Origin of the sequence: Rhizobium sp. SG741 (assembly GCF_012275435.1) — a bacterium.
Lineage (GTDB): Bacteria > Pseudomonadota > Alphaproteobacteria > Rhizobiales > Rhizobiaceae > Rhizobium > Rhizobium lusitanum.
On the sequence record NZ_JAAZQP010000001.1, the window covers coordinates 439548 to 456001 of the forward strand.

General features: G+C 61.2%; 15 protein-coding genes. 7 read left to right on the forward strand and 8 right to left on the reverse strand.

All coding sequences use genetic code 11. From position 1 onward, the window contains the following. The first annotated feature begins 61 nt into the window (after window positions 1–61). Together FHT29_RS02310 and FHT29_RS02315 are read left to right on the forward strand one after the other, a co-directional pair. The gene (locus FHT29_RS02310) at window positions 62–1222 is read left to right on the forward strand and encodes a CaiB/BaiF CoA-transferase family protein (protein ID WP_047555402.1); all 1161 of its coding nucleotides are present in this window, start codon (window positions 62–64) and stop codon (window positions 1220–1222) included. Window positions 1223–1263: 41 nt separating this feature from the next. Beyond that, window positions 1264–2541, forward strand: a complete 1278-nt coding sequence (locus tag FHT29_RS02315) for an L-fuconate dehydratase (RefSeq protein WP_047555403.1) — start codon at window positions 1264–1266, stop codon at window positions 2539–2541. Window positions 2542–2583: 42 nt separating this feature from the next. On the opposite strand, the gene FHT29_RS02320 is transcribed toward FHT29_RS02315, so the two are convergent. After that, window positions 2584–4137: a VOC family protein gene (locus FHT29_RS02320; protein ID WP_047555404.1), complete on the reverse strand. Its 1554-nt coding sequence runs from the start codon at window positions 4135–4137 to the stop codon at window positions 2584–2586. A gap of 120 nt (window positions 4138–4257) precedes the next feature. Next, complete coding sequence (locus FHT29_RS02325; RefSeq protein WP_037196550.1) at window positions 4258–4509, reverse strand: hypothetical protein; 252 nt, start codon at window positions 4507–4509, stop codon at window positions 4258–4260. 511 nt (window positions 4510–5020) lie between these two features. On the opposite strand from FHT29_RS02325, the gene FHT29_RS02330 reads away from it, so the two are divergent. Continuing rightward, entirely contained in the window at window positions 5021–5230 is a 210-nt protein-coding gene (locus tag FHT29_RS02330) for a cold-shock protein (RefSeq protein ID WP_034503699.1), read from the forward strand. A gap of 207 nt (window positions 5231–5437) precedes the next feature. Here the strand turns inward: FHT29_RS02330 and FHT29_RS02335 are convergent, their stop codons facing one another. Continuing rightward, window positions 5438–6892, reverse strand: coding sequence for an MFS transporter (locus FHT29_RS02335; RefSeq protein ID WP_037196552.1), 1455 nt, complete (start codon window positions 6890–6892; stop codon window positions 5438–5440). A gap of 368 nt (window positions 6893–7260) precedes the next feature. Further along, on the reverse strand, window positions 7261–9006 hold the full coding sequence (ggt, locus tag FHT29_RS02340; protein WP_168599095.1) for a gamma-glutamyltransferase: 1746 nt from the start codon (window positions 9004–9006) through the stop codon (window positions 7261–7263). 330 nt (window positions 9007–9336) lie between these two features. Between ggt and FHT29_RS02345 the strand changes: the two genes are divergently transcribed. Continuing rightward, complete coding sequence (locus FHT29_RS02345) at window positions 9337–9519, forward strand: hypothetical protein (protein ID WP_037196556.1); 183 nt, start codon at window positions 9337–9339, stop codon at window positions 9517–9519. Between the two features lie 20 nt (window positions 9520–9539). Here the strand turns inward: FHT29_RS02345 and FHT29_RS02350 are convergent, their stop codons facing one another. After that, window positions 9540–10805: a glycerate kinase gene (locus FHT29_RS02350; RefSeq protein ID WP_047555406.1), complete on the reverse strand. Its 1266-nt coding sequence runs from the start codon at window positions 10803–10805 to the stop codon at window positions 9540–9542. Between the two features lie 150 nt (window positions 10806–10955). Between FHT29_RS02350 and FHT29_RS02355 the strand changes: the two genes are divergently transcribed. Further along, the gene (locus FHT29_RS02355) at window positions 10956–11384 is read left to right on the forward strand and encodes an OsmC family protein (RefSeq protein ID WP_047555407.1); all 429 of its coding nucleotides are present in this window, start codon (window positions 10956–10958) and stop codon (window positions 11382–11384) included. Window positions 11385–11568: 184 nt separating this feature from the next. On the opposite strand, the gene FHT29_RS02360 is transcribed toward FHT29_RS02355, so the two are convergent. From FHT29_RS02360 to FHT29_RS02370, 3 genes are all read right to left on the reverse strand, one after another. Beyond that, on the reverse strand, window positions 11569–12111 hold the full coding sequence (locus FHT29_RS02360) for a hypothetical protein (RefSeq protein ID WP_037196560.1): 543 nt from the start codon (window positions 12109–12111) through the stop codon (window positions 11569–11571). 9 nt (window positions 12112–12120) lie between these two features. Then, a complete protein-coding gene (locus FHT29_RS02365) occupies window positions 12121–13467 on the reverse strand; it encodes an LLM class flavin-dependent oxidoreductase (RefSeq protein WP_168599096.1) in 1347 nt (448 codons plus the stop codon). Window positions 13468–13607: 140 nt separating this feature from the next. Beyond that, window positions 13608–14519, reverse strand: coding sequence for a LysR family transcriptional regulator (locus FHT29_RS02370; protein WP_168599097.1), 912 nt, complete (start codon window positions 14517–14519; stop codon window positions 13608–13610). 122 nt (window positions 14520–14641) lie between these two features. On the opposite strand from FHT29_RS02370, the gene FHT29_RS02375 reads away from it, so the two are divergent. After that, window positions 14642–15382: an SDR family oxidoreductase gene (locus FHT29_RS02375; RefSeq protein ID WP_168599098.1), complete on the forward strand. Its 741-nt coding sequence runs from the start codon at window positions 14642–14644 to the stop codon at window positions 15380–15382. Between the two features lie 92 nt (window positions 15383–15474). Further along, the gene (locus FHT29_RS02380) at window positions 15475–16377 is read left to right on the forward strand and encodes an SDR family oxidoreductase (RefSeq protein ID WP_168599099.1); all 903 of its coding nucleotides are present in this window, start codon (window positions 15475–15477) and stop codon (window positions 16375–16377) included. Window positions 16378–16454: the final 77 nt, after the last annotated feature.

The following is a 16454-nucleotide window of genomic DNA, read 5'->3' on the forward strand; positions in this document are numbered from 1 at the left end:
GTGTTCGCCGAGGTGGAGAAGCGCTTTTGGCCGAGATGATGGCGGGGGAGCAGAAATACTGATGGCGCTGAAGAAGGACTTGCCGCTGGCCGGGTTGGTGGTCGTCGATATGAGCCAGTTCCTGTCCGGGCCTTACTGCACCCTCAGGCTGATGGATCTCGGCGCCAGGGTCATCAAGATCGAACGACCCGATGGTGGCGATCTCTCTCGCGGGCTCTATCTCAGCGATGCCGAGAGCGGCGATTCCACCATTTTCCATGCCATCAACCGTTCCAAGGAAAGCCTCGCGGTCGACCTGAAGAACGAACGCGATATGAGCGCGCTGCGCAAGCTCGTCTCCAAGGCCGACGTTCTCGTGCAGAATTTCCGCCCGGGCGTGATCGAGCGGCTGGGGCTGGATTACGAGGCCGCCAGCAAGCTCAATCCGCGCCTCGTCTACTGCTCGATCAGCGGCTACGGCGAAGAAGGCCCGTGGGTATCGCGGCCGGGTCAGGATCTCCTGGCGCAGTCACGCTCCGGTGTCATGTGGCTGAATGGCGACGAAGGGCAGGGGCCGGTGCCCTTCGGTCTGGCGATCGGCGACATGCTGGCCGGTGCGGCAGCGGCTCAGGGCATTCTGGCGGCGCTGGTTCGGCGCGGCGTGACAGGCGAGGGCGGCCTGGTCGAGACCAGCCTGCTGGAAGCGCTGATCGACCTGCAGGTGGAAGTACTGAGCGTGCACATGAACAGCGGCAACAAGCTGCCGGAGCGTTCGCATGTTCGCAGCGCCCATGCCTATCTTTCCGCGCCCTATGGCGTCTACCCGGCGGCCGATGGCTACCTTGCCATCGCCATGACGCCGATCCCGAAGCTTGCCGATCTGCTCGGCATCGAGGAACTGGCGCCTTATCGAGACGACCCGAAAAGCTGGTTCACCTCGCGCGACGATATCAAGGCGATTATCGCGGCGCGCATTGCGACCCGCAGCGTCGACGAATGGCTTGCCATCCTGGAGCCTGCCGACATCTGGTGCGCCCGGGTGCTGAACTGGCTGGAGCTGCTCGGCAGCGAGGGTTTTCGCGTTCTCGACATGCTACAGACGATCGGACGCGAAGACGGGGTTAGCCTCAGCACCACCCGCTCGCCTATCCGCATCGACGGGCAGCGACCGAAATTCGAGCGTGCGGCCCCGCACGTTGGCGAGCATAATGCGGCGCTCTGGGAGGAGTTCGACCTCGGTTGAGGTTTCGAGAGGCGGCCGATGGATTTAGAAGGAGTTTTCCAATGACGCGCATCACCAATCTTCGCGTTTTCGATTTGCGCTTCCCGACATCGCAGAGCCTCGACGGCTCCGATGCGATGAATCCGGATCCGGATTATTCGGCGGCCTATGTCATTCTCGAGACCGACAGGCCGGGCCTTGCGGGCCACGGCCTGACCTTCACCATCGGGCGCGGCAACGACATCTGCTGCATGGCGATCGAGGCGATGCGGCATCTGGTTGTAGGCACCGAGCTTGCGACGGTGCTGGAAAACCCCGGCAAGTACTGGCGGCATCTGACCAGCGACAGCCAGCTGCGCTGGATCGGCCCCGAAAAGGGTGCGATGCACCTTGCTACCGGCGCGGTCGTCAATGCCGTCTGGGATCTGCTCGCCAAGGAGGCAGGCAAGCCGGTCTGGCGCCTGGTCGCGGAGATGGATGCGGAGCACATCGCCGATATCGTCGACTATCGCTATCTGACTGACGTGCTCAACCGCGACGAAGCGGTCGCCATTCTGAAGAAGGCGGAAGCCGGCAAGGCGGATCGTATCGCCACGCTCGAGCGCGAGGGCTATGCCTGCTACACGACCTCGGCCGGCTGGCTCGGCTATGACGATGCCAAGCTGCGCCGCCTCTGCCAGGAGGCTATCGATGCCGGTTTCAATCATGTGAAGATGAAGGTCGGCCGCGATCTCGAAGACGATATCCGCCGCCTTACCATCGCCCGCGAGGTGATCGGTCCCGATCGCTACCTGATGATCGATGCCAATCAGGTCTGGGAAGTCGGTCAGGCGATCGACTGGGTGCGCAAGCTTGCCTTTGCAAAGCCGTTCTTCATCGAAGAGCCGACCAGCCCGGACGACGTCGCCGGCCATCGCAAGATCCGCGAGGCGATCGGCCCGGTGAAGGTGGCCACAGGTGAAATGTGCCAGAACCGCATCATGTTCAAGCAGTTCATCGCCGAAGGCGCGATCGATATCGTGCAGATCGATTCCTGCCGCATGGGCGGTCTCAACGAAGTTCTGGCCGTGCTGCTGATTGCCGCCAAGTATGGATTGCCGGTCTGGCCGCATGCCGGCGGCGTTGGGCTCTGCGAATATGTGCAGCATCTGTCGATGATCGACTACATCGCCGTGTCCGGCACCAAGGACGGCCGCGTTATCGAATATGTCGACCATCTGCACGAGCACTTCATCGACCCCTGCATCATCCGCGATGCCGCTTACATGCCGCCAAGCCTGCCGGGCTTCTCGATCGAGATGAAGCCGGAGTCGATCACCGAATACACCTTCAAGGGTTGATCATCTGCCTCAAGTACCTTCTCCCCTTTTGGGGGGAAGGGGTCACACGGACTGCTTCAGCCAGCGCTGAATGGCCGGCACATCGGCATCGTCAAGCTCGTGACCAGCAGGAACGGTCGCAAGGTCGACCTTTGCGCGGCCGTTCTGCAGGCGCTCCGCAAGGGGCTGGGTGTATGGGCCGTACAGATCCTTCTCGCCTGCGATAACAAGCACGTCGGCGGTCGACATATCCACCGCCGGCGGATCGGTCAGCACCGCCATGGACCGTAGCAGCACCGCGCGGCGAATGAGTTGCGGGTGCAGTGACAGCATGGCGCCGAGCAGGTTGGCGCCGTTCGAATAGCCGATATAGACCATGCGCTCCGGATCGAGGCCATAGGCATGGACCGCGCCGTCGATGAAAGCGGCGAAGGCCTCCGCTTCGCTGACGATATCGGCCTGATCGAAGGACATGGGCCCGTTCCGGCGAAACCAGCGCGGCGCGCCTTCTTCGAGCGCCCGGCCGCGCACGCCGAGCAGCGTCGCATGGGCATCGATCTTATGGGCAATCGGCAACATCGCCGTCTCGTTGGCGCCGGAGCCGTGCAACAGGACGAAGATATTGCCGTTCGGCTGCTGCGGCGTGAAGAAGCGATGGATGAAGGGCAGGTCGCGATAGATGACGCGCGGTTCGCCGGGCATGGAGAACTGCGGCAGGATCACCTCCAGCTCGGCCTGTCGCTCAGGCTTGTCGTCAGGCGAAAAGAGGCGCGTGCCGAGCGTTGTCTCATCCTCATCGACCAGCATGCCCGGTGCATCCGTTGCCAGTTCGAAGAGGATGCGGCCGGGTTCGCGAACATAGAGCGAGCGGAAATACTTGCGGTCATGCATCGCGGTCGGCCAGGAATTGACGGCCTGTAATGCTGTCCGCACGGATTGAAGCTCGGCATCGTCGGCAGCGCGAAAGGCGACGTGGTCGACCGTGCCCGTGCCCGGTGCACTCGCCCAGAAGCCGCGCGCATCCCTGATGTCGATGATATCGCCGGGTTCCGACACGAGCCGGCTGATGGCGCCATTGGTTGCCTGCGGCCGATAGTCGAAATGGTTGACCAGAAGCTCCCGCGTCTCGTCCGGCGTTTCGCTGAACAGCGTCGCCCCGCGAATGCGGCGAATGGCGTGCTCCTGCGGGATAGTATCGTTCGTCCAGGGGGCGGCCGCCTGCAAGGCGTTGGTGCCGACCAGCTTGACGATGATGCCGTCGGGATCCTTCAGCCGCAGGACCGGTTCGCCGAATTCCTCGAAAGGGCCTTCCGGCTTCAGGCCGGCGCTCAAGGCACGCGTCAGCCAGAAACCGATACTCATGGGGTCGATGCCAAGCGAAATCTCGCCGACCTGGCCGACGCCGGCGCGGCCCGGCGAGCCGTCCTCCCAGACGAGGAAGGTCACCAGCGAACCGGGTGAACCCTTCGCGTCGCCATAGAGCAGATGAAGCTGGGTGGCATCCTCGAAGCCGCCCGTGCGCTTGACGAGGCGCATGCCAAGGAAGCCGACGTAGAAATCGACATTCGCTTGTACCTTGCGGGTGATCAGCGTGACGTGGTGGATGCCGGCGACCATGGTTGCTCCAGACTCGATTGTGAGATTGGTCGCAATCTAGGGCACAAGCTGCCGTCTGTTCAATGCGCGGGACGTGGAGGGTGTGTTCACGAAATGCGCAATGACGTCTATCGGGCTATGTTATTTTTCGGATTCGGATTTGGCCGCTTCGGATGCTTTTGCCGTCTTCCGCTTGGCCTTCGTCTTTGGCTCCGGCGGCGGTTGCGATGCCTCCTTCTCGAGGCGAAGCTCACGCAGGCGAGCCGTTTTCCGCGCGCGCATCGCCTGTTCGCTGGCGAGGATTTCCTTGACGGTGGAATCGAGCTGATTGGCCTTGGCCGGAGCTGCCTGTTTCTTGGAGCCGAATAGATTGTCTTTGTTGGGTGGCGCCATATCGGCCTCCATGGTTCGTGTCGGCGTTGGCGTTGGTTGCAAATACTGCGCGGTGATCGACCGCGCTTGCAGGACTTATGATTTCATCCTGTAGCAGATGATGCGCCGAATAAGCGATATAATTCCGCGACCCTTGGCGGAAACAGTCGATGGAAGCTCTATCACAAGCTGCAACTTGACGAAAAATACCCAATGAAGCCTGGCGAAAGATAATGGAAATAGCGGGAAATCAATTGAAAAACCTTCGTTTTTTCAATCCAAAATTGTGTCTGGATTTTCCTCCATCCGGGCCGGTTTTTGATGAGATATCTGGCTGTTTCGATATTTTAGGTGTTTCTGCTTGTGAGGAATATGCATATCGGATATAAGCACCGGCATCGATATTGGTGAATGAACTTTGCTGCGACGCGTTCCGCGCAATACTGACGAGCTTCCTCTCAAAATCGGTGTACTGCCATCCAGTTATTCCCTGGATAGGGACTATTATATGAGCGATTGAAAGGTCATCGTTATGAGCACAGGTACTGTAAAGTGGTTCAATGCTGCCAAGGGTTTTGGTTTCATTCAGCCCGATGATGGCGCGACGGACGTTTTCGTGCATATTTCAGCCGTTGAACGCGCTGGAATGAGCACTCTCCGCGACGGCCAGAAGATTTCCTACGAGCTTGTCAAGGACAAGCGTTCGGGCAAGATGTCGGCTGATCAGCTGGAAGCCATGTAAGCCATTTGTTTCCGATCTTTGGCCACGGATTTACTGGCATCGATCGTCGAGACAATGAAGGAAGAGGTCGGGCCAGCCCGGCCTTTTTTGTTGTCTGCAATCAGCTCCGGTTGAGCAGGGTAGACAAGACCGTCTATCAAGACCGATAGCGCCGCTCGATGATCGGCGCTTTTTATTTTGTCTTTGCAGTTGAGCGGTATGGCCGACTCAGTGTTCGCCGAGCCCATCCGCCGGCGATTTGCGACGGTGGCCGCTGATCTCCGAGCCGGCCGTGCGCGAGAATCTGGCGTTCCAGATGACCGCAAGAAGCGCGATGGCTGTGACGACGATGAAGGCGACGGAGAAGTCGCTCATTTCGGCTTTCGCATGTCCGCGCAGCTGCGTCGAGCCGTGCAGGGCAAGGGCAGCGATGCAGATGCCGAGAGAAAGCATCAGCTGCTGGAAGGTCGAATAGAAGCTGGTCGCTATGCTCATCCGGTCGCGCTCGATTTCGTCATAGGCGATCGTGTTGTAGGCCGTGAACTGGAACGACATGAAGAAGCCGCAGAAGAACAAGATCACGAAGATGACAGGCAGCGGCCAGTCCGGCTGGAAGATGGAGCACAGTCCGTAGCCGAGCGTGCCGATCAGACCGAAGATGATGAGGGCGGTACGAAAGCCGAGCGTGCGCAGGATGCGGACCTGGAACGGCTTCATGGCCATGGAGCCGAGCGCGGTCGCGATGGCGATCTGGCCGGCTGCGGCGGCTGAAAGGCCAAAACCGAGCTGCAGCATCAGCGGAATGAGGAAGGGATGGGCGCCCTGGCTGATGCGCGTCAACGAGCCGGCGATGACCGATGTGCGGAAGGTCGGCACCTTCATCAGCGAGAAATCCATGATCGGCGATGGATGCTTGCGGGCATGGCGAAGATAGGCGATGCCGAAGAGCAGGCCGACCGAGATGAGGAAGACGGCCATATAGCCTTCGCCCTCACGGCTGGACATCTCGAAGCCGAACAGCAGCGAGCCGAGCGAAATGCCTGATAGAATGAAGCCAGACAGGTCGAAACGGCCGTTGCGCGGGCCTTTCACATCTTCGATGAACATCGTCACCAGTATGAAGCCGATGACGCCGATGGGCACATTGATATAGAAGATCCAACGCCAGTCGAGATAGGTAACGAACATGCCGCCGACGGGAGGCCCGAGGATGGGACCGACGAGCGCCGGAATGAGCAGCCAGGACATAGCGTTCACCATATCCTTGCGGGCGACGCTGCGCATCAGCACCAGACGTCCCACAGGCAGCATCATGGCGCCGCCGAGACCCTGGAGGAGCCGCGCGATGACGAGGAAGAACAGGTTCGGCGCCTGCGCGCAGAGAAGTGAGCCGACAACGAAGACCGCAATGGCGGATCGGAAGACGGTGCGCGACCCGAAACGGTCGGCGATGGCGCCGCTGGCGGGAATGAAGATCGCGAGGCTGAGAAGGTATGAAGTCAGCGAGATACTCATGGCCGGCGCGCTGACGCCGAAATCTCTTGCCATGGTCGGAAGGGCTGTTGCGAGCACTGTCGCGTCAAGCTGCTCCATGAACATCGCGCTTGCTACGATAAGCGCTACTACACGAAAATTCGGTGCGGCCCGCCGGGTGGGGGCGGCCTGGAATATCTGATCCGACATTGTCGGGGATCGCTCTCGATGGTGCGGAGGGGTCCGGAGACAGAACCGCAAGTCTGGTCGCGGCGCCAAGGCCGGTTCGAATAGCCGCCTGTATACTCCCGCTCGCGCGCGATTTCTATATCAGAAATCGCAAAACTTATTGATCGAAATGGAAAAAATGACGCAGCCGGGCAGGAATGCAACAACGGATGAATTCCAGATGAACAGATGAGGCATTATGCCGTGGTTGTGGCGCTCACGGTTCATTTTACCACATAAGATGGTGCGCGCGCGTCGGCGTTTCGGTCTTAGACGTTGCGCGCAAAAATGCCGGTGCTGAAAGATGACGGCACCGGCCTGTAGTGTCGCGATGGCACGTGGGGAAGCGGTCAGTAGCCTTCGGCAAGGCCCGAGCCGGCGCGGCTGTCCATGGCGCCGTTGTAGCGGGCGCCGCCGCCCTTGGCGATATCGCCGAGGCTCTTGCCGCCGACCAGGATGCCTGCGGCCTGACCCCAGACCGGCCAGTCGCCTCCGACCTGAATCGTGTAGCCCATGCCGGCCAGCAGCTTCATCGTATCGGGTGAGAGCGCATAGGGTTCGGTATAGATCTTATCCGGCAGCCATTGATGATGGATGCGCGGTGCGTCGATCGCCTGCTGGATGTTCATGCCGAAATCGATGACGTTGATGATCGCTTCGAGCGTGATGGTGATGATGCGCGAGCCGCCGGGGCTGCCGATCGCCATGAAGGGCTTGCCGTCCTTGGCGATGATCGTCGGGCTCATGGATGAAAGCGGCGTCTTCTTAGGCTGGATGGCATTGGCTTCGCCCTGCACCAGGCCATAGAGGTTGGGCACGCCCGGCTTGGAGGTGAAGTCGTCCATCTCGTTGTTCAAGAGGATGCCCGTTCCGGGCGCGACGACGCCGGCGCCGAAGGAACCGTTCAGCGTATAGGTGACGGCAACCGCGTTGCCATCGTTGTCGATGATCGAATAATGCGTCGTCTCATGGCTTTCGCCGAGGCCCTTCGGCATCAGATCCTTGGAAATGCCGGCCTTGTAGGGATTGATGCTGTCGCGGATCTTCTTGGCATAGTCTTTGTCCAGCAGCTTGCTGACCGGGTTGTCGACGAAGTCTGGATCGCCGAGAGCCGAATTGCGATCGACATAGGCGTAACGCATGGCTTCGGTCATGAAATGCACCGTATCAGCCGAGGCATAGCCGGTATAGGAAAGCGGGTAGCCTTCCAGCACGTTGAGGATTTCGCAGATGATGATGCCGCCGGAAGAGGGCGGTGGCGAGGAAATGATCTCGTAGCCGCGATAGTCGCACTTCACGGGATCGAGTTCGCGGACCTTATATTGCTCGAAATCCTGGTTTGCGAGAATGCCGCCCTTGTCCTGGCTTGCCTTGACGATGGCGTTGGCGATGGGTCCCTTGTAGAAGCCATCCGGCCCCTGTTCCGAAATGCCGGAAAGAGCATTGGCGAGATCCGGCTGCGTCAGCTTATCGCCGGTTGCAAAGGGCGTTCCGTCCACCTTGGTGAAGATCGCGGCCGTGGCCGGATCGCGCGCGAGCCATTTCTTGCCTCCGTTCAGCTCGGCCGCATCGGCCTGATTGAGCGTGAAGCCTTCCTTGGCATAGCGAATGGCGGGCGCCATCAGATCCTGGCGGGACTTGGTGCCGTATTTCTCGCGGGCCATTTCGAAACCCATGACCGAGCCGGGCACGCCGACGGCAAGATAGCCATCGGTGCTTGCGCCTTTGACGACATTGCCCTTGTCGTCAAGATACATGCCTTTGGTGGCTGCAAGCGGTGCACGCTCACGAAAATCCAGGAATGTGGTCTTGCCGTCCCGCAAGCGGATGGTCATGAAGCCGCCGCCGCCGATATTTCCGGCGGTCGGATAGACCACGGCCAGCGCATAGCCGACCGCGACCGCGGCATCAACGGCATTGCCGCCGCTTTTCAGCACCTGCACGCCGACATCTGTGGCCAGATGCTGGGCGGTGACCACCATGCCATGCTCGGCCTCCACCGGCGGCGGCGAGGCGGCTCGGGCTGTCGTGATGGAGAAAAGAGCGAATGTGACCAGAGTGGCCGAGGAGATCGCCCGCAGGCGGAATTGGCGCATGATGATGATGCCTCTCGTTTCCGTATTAGGGGTAAAGGAACCCATCATTGACATGGTGTTCAGCGCGAAAATGGCGATATCCGCGGTTGTGATTTTTTTGACGGTGCCGTCGAGAGATGAATCGAAAGTAAAACGCCCACCTTGCGCGAGAGACCGCGGCGGCCGCCAACTGACCGATTATTGAGTCAAGCGCGTGCGACGGACGGCTCCTTTCGTCCTTCCCGGGTATAGGAATTGGCTGTGCCTTCGCACTTGCAATATTTCTTTCATTAGTTAAGCCTACTTTAGTGAAGACCTTGTCGAGGCCGAAGTGTTGCGCGGAAGGTAATGATGGCCGTCACGAAGCTTGAACAGTGGAAGAACGAACGCAAGGCCAAGGCCAAGCCGCACGTCATTGCCGAGAAGACGCATGTCGTCGAAATCGAGTGCATGCATTGCAGCCGCCACTTTCTTCGATGGACATCGATGGCGGCCGCCTACTGGCGCTGCGACGACTGCACTGTTGGCACCTGACTTGCATCTACCCCTAGCGTTTACATGATCAGAATGGCGCGGAAATCGTTGACATTCGTTCCCGTCGGGCCGGGGACGAAGAGATCGCCGATGGCGTTGAACGCCGTCCAGGCATCGTTATTCACAAGCATTTCGGCTGGGATCACTCCGGCGTTGCGCAGCCGAGCCACCGTGCCGGCGTCGGCAAAGGCGCCGGCATTGTCCTCGCTGCCGTCGATGCCGTCGGTATCCGCCGCCATGGCATAAATACCGTCATGGCTGTCTATGTCCATCGCCAGCGACAGCAGGAATTCGGAGTTTCGGCCGCCCTTGCCTTTGCCTCTCAGGGTCACCGTCGTTTCGCCGCCCGAGAGCAGCACGATCGGCCTGGTGAAGGGCCGGTTGCGGTGCAGCACCTCGCGGGCGATGGCGGCATGCATGTGTGCGGCCTCACGGGCTTCGCCCTCTATGGCGTCCGAGAGAATGGCCGTTTCGATGCCGGCGGCGCGCGCCACTTCGGCAGCCGCCTCCAGGGAGACGCCGGCGGAGGCGATGAGATGCACCTCGTTGCCGGCAAAGCGTGGATCATCGGGCCGGGGCGCATCGGCCTCCTGTCTTTCGATATGCGCGAGAACGGCGGCGGGCAGCTCGATCCGGTAGAGGCGGATGAGATCGAGCGCTTCCGCACGCGTGCCGGCACCCGGCACGGTCGGACCGGAGGCAACCAAAGCCGGGTCATCGCCGGGAATATCCGAGACAACAAGCGAGACGACCTTGGCCGGATGAGCTGCCGCTGCGAGGCGGCCGCCCTTGATGGTCGACAGATGCTTGCGGATGACGTTCATCGCCGAAATCGGCGCGCCGGAAGCGAGCAGTGCTTTGTTGACGGCGATCTCGTCGGCCAGCGTCAAAGAGCCGGCCGGAGACGGCAGCAGCGCCGAGCCGCCGCCGGAAATGAGGGCGATCACCAGATCTTCCTCCGTCAGGCCTTCGACGAACTTCAGCAGCCGGCCGGAGGCGATCAGTCCTGCCTCATCGGGCACGGGATGGGCAGCTTCGATGATCTCGATCTGGCGGCAGGGCGCTGCGAAACCATATCGCGTCACCACCAGCCCTTCGAGCGGACCATCCCAGCATTGCTCCAGTGCCGCCGCCATTTGTGCCGAGCCTTTGCCGGCGCCGATGACGATCGTCCGTCCTTTCGGCTTGGCCGGCAGATGCGCGCGAATGCCGGTCAGCGGATCGGCCGCACGCACGGCTGCGTCGAACAGGGAGGTGAGGAAGGCGCGGGGATCGGAAACGGTCATGTCAAAGTGCCTGTCTGCGATGAGCTTGTAACCATTTGGTGGCTTAACTCGCGCCGACACGCAAGAGGCCACAGCGGCAATTGTGTCCGAGGATGTGAATCCCTATGTTCTGAGCATGGGTTTTATTGCACGATTTGAAGGATTTTCGAAATGGCCGAATTGAAGGTGAAGACGAGACAGACCGGTGCCACCGCCACGGTTGGCCGCACCGGTCTTCCGCACGTGACATCGGTGACTGGTGGCGAAATCGACATCGTCACCTCGCCGTCGCAGCCGGGATTCAACCCGCTCGATCTGCTCTATTCGTCGCTGTCGGCCTGCCTTGTTCTCAGCGCCCGCATGGCGGCGAGCAGCCGCGGCGTGCTCGACAAGCTCACCGAAGTCACCGCCGTCGTAACAGGCGAAAAGGCGACGGAAGGGCTTTCCCGCGTCGAGAAATTCAATATCGCCTTCACCATCAAGGGCGATTTCGGCGACGAGATCCGCAATGCGATCGCGCATGCCGCCGAAGACGAGATCTGCACGGTGAGCAACACGATCCGCGGCAATCCGAAGTTCGAGACGGTGATTTCGGGGTAGGGTTGGCGCAGACGGAGAGAGCCCCTCATCCGCCCTGTCGGGCACCTTCTCCCCGTTTTTGACGGGGAGAAGGGGATAGAAGCACCATTACTATCCCTCTTTCAGCTCTGGTCTAAGCGAGGGTACAGAGGTTGTCCCCTCTCCCCGCGAGCGGGGAGAGGGCTAGGGTGAGGGGGCCGTTCCGCTATTTGGCGGGCAGCTCAAACCCTTCCAGATAAGGCCCAAGCTCCGGGTCGATATCCACCTTCACGGCGTTGGTGTAGATCGCCGTGGCGATCATGATGCCGGCGAAGGCGACGAGGTTGACGAGCGTGGGCTCGTCATAGCGCGCCTTCAGCCGCTCCCACAATTCCTCGGGAACGGCATTGGAATCCCTGACGATAGCTTTGCCGAAATCGATCAGCAGGGCTTCGTCTTCGCTCGGCACGATGGTCTCGGGCGTCAGCCCCGCATTGATCAGCGCGCGACGGAAGAAGCCGACCGGGATGATCGAGCGGCATTCCGTTGCAATGGCCTGGCAGAGAAGCCAGACGGCGCGATCATCAAGTGCCGGGCGCAGCTCCTCGCGCAGCGTGAACCATTCGGCATAGATGCGATGCGCCACCGGCGAATGCAGCAGTGTCCGCTTCATATTCGTCATGCGGCCGCGCAGCTCCACTTCGCGGTCGTGCTCGGCACGCACGGCGTCGGAGGCGGTCTCGTAATCGATCGGCGTTATATGGCTCATTGGTATCTCTCACTGCGCTGCCGCAGGCGTTGCCTTGAAGAACCGATTGTCCGGGCGCGGCAGGCCCAGATGCTCGCGCAAGGTCGTGCCTTCGTATTCGCGGCGGAAAATACCGCGGCGCTGCAGCTCCGGAACGACGCGGGTCGTCACGTCGAGGAGGCCCTGCGGCAGGAACGGGAAGACGACATTGAAGCCGTCGGAGCCTTCCTCGTGCAGCCATTGCTCCATCTCGTCGGCGATGGTTTGCGGCGTGCCGACGAAGGCGAGGCCGGCATAGCCGCCGAGACGCTGGGCAAGCTGGCGTACGGTCAGCTTCTCCGCTTCGGCAAGCGCGATGACGCGTTCGCGTCCGCTCTTGCTGGCATTGGTATCCGGAATTTCAGGCAGCAGGCCATCCGGATCGAAGTCGGAGGCATCATGGCCGAGCGCAATCGACAGAGATGCGATGGCGCTGTCGTAGTGAACGAGGCTGTCGAGCTTCGCCCGCTTGGCCTTCGCCTCTTCAACTGTATCGCCGACGACGATGAAGGCGGCCGGCAGGATCTTCAGATAATCGGGGTTGCGGCCAATCTCTCTCATTCGTCCCTTGATGTCGGCGAAAATCGCCTTGCCGTCACCGAGATTGCGCGGTGCGGCAAAGACCGCTTCCGCCGTCTCGGCCGCAAGCTGGCGGCCGGCATCGGATTGTCCGGCTTGTACGATGACAGGCCAGCCTTGAGGAGAACGGGCGATGTTGAGCGGGCCACGTACGCTGAGCTCTTCGCCCTTGTGGGCGAGCACATGCATCTTTTCCGGGTCGAAGAAGATGCCGGTCTCGGCATTGCGGATGAAGGCGTCATCGGCGAAGCTGTCCCATAGGCCGGTGACGACATCGTAGAATTCGCGGGCGCGATGGTAGCGCTCGCCATGGTCCATATGCTCGTCGAGGCCGAAATTGAGGGCTGCGTCCGGGTTGGATGTCGTGACGATATTCCAGCCGGCGCGGCCGCCGCTGATATGGTCGAGCGAGGCGAAACGGCGGGCGATATGATAGGGCTGGTCGAAGGTGGTCGACGCGGTGGCGACGAGGCCGATCCTGTCGGTGACGGCGGCCAGCGCCGAAAGCAGGGTAAAGGGCTCGAAGGAGGTTACTGTGTGGCTGCGCTTCAGCGCCTCGATCGGCATGTTGAGGACTGCCAGATGGTCGGCCATGAAGAAGGCGTCGAACTTCGCCTTTTCGAGCTCCTGCGCAAAGCTCTTGATATGCTGGAAATTGAAATTGGCGTCCGGATAGGCGCCAGGATAGCGCCATGCGCCGGTATGCAGGCTGACGGGGCGCATGAAGGCCCCGAGCTTCAATTGCTTCTGTTCGGTCATCGGCTTCGTCTCTCTCGAAAATTGCCGGGTCGCCACAACATCGCGACGCCGTCGTCAGCGGAGTATGCACTACGACGTAGGCGTGCTCCTCACGCATTCAAAGAGCCGATTTCATTTATTTGATCGCTTGCGCGGAATATTCATCCAGCCTGCGTTTCCGCACCGATCTGTCCCGCGAAGACCTTGACCAGCCAGTCTATGAAAACGCGCACGCGCGGTGAAAGCTGGCGGCTGCGCGGATAGAGCATGGATACCGGCGTCCGGGTCGGCGGAAAGTCCTTCAGAATATGCAGCAACTGACCTTTTTCCAGGGCATCCTCGGCGTGGTAGCGCGGGACCTGGATCAAGCCGAGGCCGAGCTTGGCCGCGGCAAAATAACTCTCGGCCGCATTGACGGAGATGGTTGCGGGCAAGGTGATCTCGCGCAGCGTGCCGCCTACCTCGAATTCCAGCGGCAGCAGGCCGCCCGTCGCCGAGGAGCGGAAGCCGACCATGCGATGGCCGTCGAGCGCATCCGGATGCATGGGCATGCCGTGACGCTCCACATAGGCCGGGGCTGCCAGTGTGACCTCTTCCAGCATCGCGACGCGACGCCCGATCATGTCGCTGTCCTGCAGCGTGCCGACGCGCAGCACGCAGTCGATTCCCTCGCGGATGAGATCGACGAAGCGGTCGCCCTCGGTCATCTGAAATTCGATTTCGGGGTAGGTTTCGAGGAAGGACGGCAGGTTCGGCAAGACGAAGTGCCGCGCCAGCGTTCCATGCACGTCGACGCGCAGCACCCCCTTCGGCTTGGCGCCGGCAAAGGCGCCTTCGGCATCCTCTATGTCGGAGAGGATGCGCAGGCAGCGCTGATAATAGGCCTCGCCGTCGAGCGTCGGGCTCACATGCCGCGTCGTGCGCTGCAGCAGCCGCACGCCGAGCCTCGCCTCCAGCTGCTTGATCGCATCCGTCACTGTCGAGCGCGGCAGGCCGGTGTCTTCGGCCGCCAGCGTGAAGCTGCGCCGCTCCACGACGCGGCAAAACACGCGCATGGCATCGAATCTGTCCATCTTATTTGTTCGCCGATTTCGGATAGTGATGCCGATTAATGGCCGATTATCCGCGCCATGAAAAGAGGCATCTTCTCCTCATCGAAAGGCGCTGAGGCGCAAAACCAGCAAGGATGAAGAAAATGAGCAATAATTCCAACAAGGTAGCGATCATCACCGGCGCATCCCGCGGTATTGGCGCAGCCATTGCGCAGCGGTTGGGCGCAGACGGTTTCACCGTCGTCATCAACTATGCAGGCAGCGAAGCTGCCGCCGAGGAGCTGGCCCGCAAGATCGAAGAAAAGGGCGGCAAGGCGCTGACCGCTAAGGCCGATGTTTCCGATGTCGATGCCGTGCGCCGCATGTTCGATGCAGCCGAGGCGGCTTTCGGCGGCGTCGACGTGCTGATCAACAATGCCGGCATCATGCAGCTTGCCAAGATCGCCGATGCGGACGACGCGCATTTCGACCATCATATCGCCATCAACCTCAAGGGCACGTTCAACACGCTGCGCGAAGCCGGCAAGCGCCTGCGCGACGGCGGCCGCATCGTCAACTTCTCGACCAGCGTCGTCGGGCTCAAGCTCGAATCCTATGGCGTCTATGCCGCCACGAAGGCGGCCGTCGAAACACTGACGGGCATCATGTCGAAGGAGCTGCGCGGCCGCTCGATCACTGTCAACGCCGTTGCTCCCGGCCCGACGGCCACCGACCTCTTCCTCAATGGCAAGAGCGACGAACTCATCGACCGGCTGGCCAAGATGAATCCGCTGGAGCGACTGGGCACGCCTGAGGACATTGCTGCCGCCGTCTCCTTCCTCGTCGGTCCCGATGGCGGCTGGATCAACGGCCAGACGCTGCGCGCCAACGGCGGCATGATCTGAGCCATTCTGGCGGTAGGGCAATGCCTGCCGCCACCACCCCTCTCGACATCATGTCATCGTCAGCAACTGAACATCCAAAAAGGAAGAGGATCATGAGCAAGCAAGTCATCGTCATAACAGGCGCATCGAGCGGTTTCGGCGCTCTGACGGCGCGTGCCCTCGCCGGAGCAGGCCATACCGTCTATGCCGGCATTCGCGAAACCAAGGGGCGCAACGCGCCGCAGGTCGAAGCCGTTGCCGCTTTCGCCAGGGAGAATGGGGTCGATCTTAGAGCTGTCGAGCTCGATGTTGCCTCGGATGCATCGGTCGAAGCCGGCATTGCCGAGATCATCGCCCAGCAGGGTCGTATCGACACCGTCATCCACAATGCCGGCCATATGTCCTTCGGCCCGGCGGAAGCCTTCACGCCGGAGCAGTTTGCCGAGCTCTACGACATCAACGTGCTCAGCACCCAGCGCGTCAATCGCGCCGTGCTGCCACATCTGCGCAAACAGCGCAGCGGCCTGGTTGTCTGGGTATCCTCGTCCAGCACCCGTGGCGGCACGCCGCCCTACTTGTCGCCTTATTTCGCCGCCAAGGCGGCGATGGATTCGCTGGCTGTCTCCTATGCGTCGGAGCTCACCCGTTGGGGCATCGAAACAGCGATCATCGTGCCCGGCGCCTTCACAAAGGGCACCAACCATTTCGCCCATTCGGGCTCGCCCGCAGACAAGGCTCGCGCTGCCGAATACGACAACGGTCCCTATGCAGGCGTTCCTGATCAGGCATTGAAGGGCCTCGCCTCGCTGGAACCGGCCGACGCCGATGCGGCCTCGGTCGCGACCGCGATCGTTGAAGTCGTGGATATGCCCTTCGGCACACGCCCGTTCCGTATCCATATCGATCCGTCGGAAGATGGTGCGGAAATCGTCAATGGCGTCGCCGACCGGGTGCGCGCCGAGCTTTTCCGGCGCATCGGCCTGGAGGATCTGCTGAAGCCGCATGTAAGGGGCTGAGGCTTCGCCACCACCCTTCCAGGGGGGCAAATCGCCGCTTCTGTGCCACAGGAGCGGCGATCACTTGCTTCCATAGA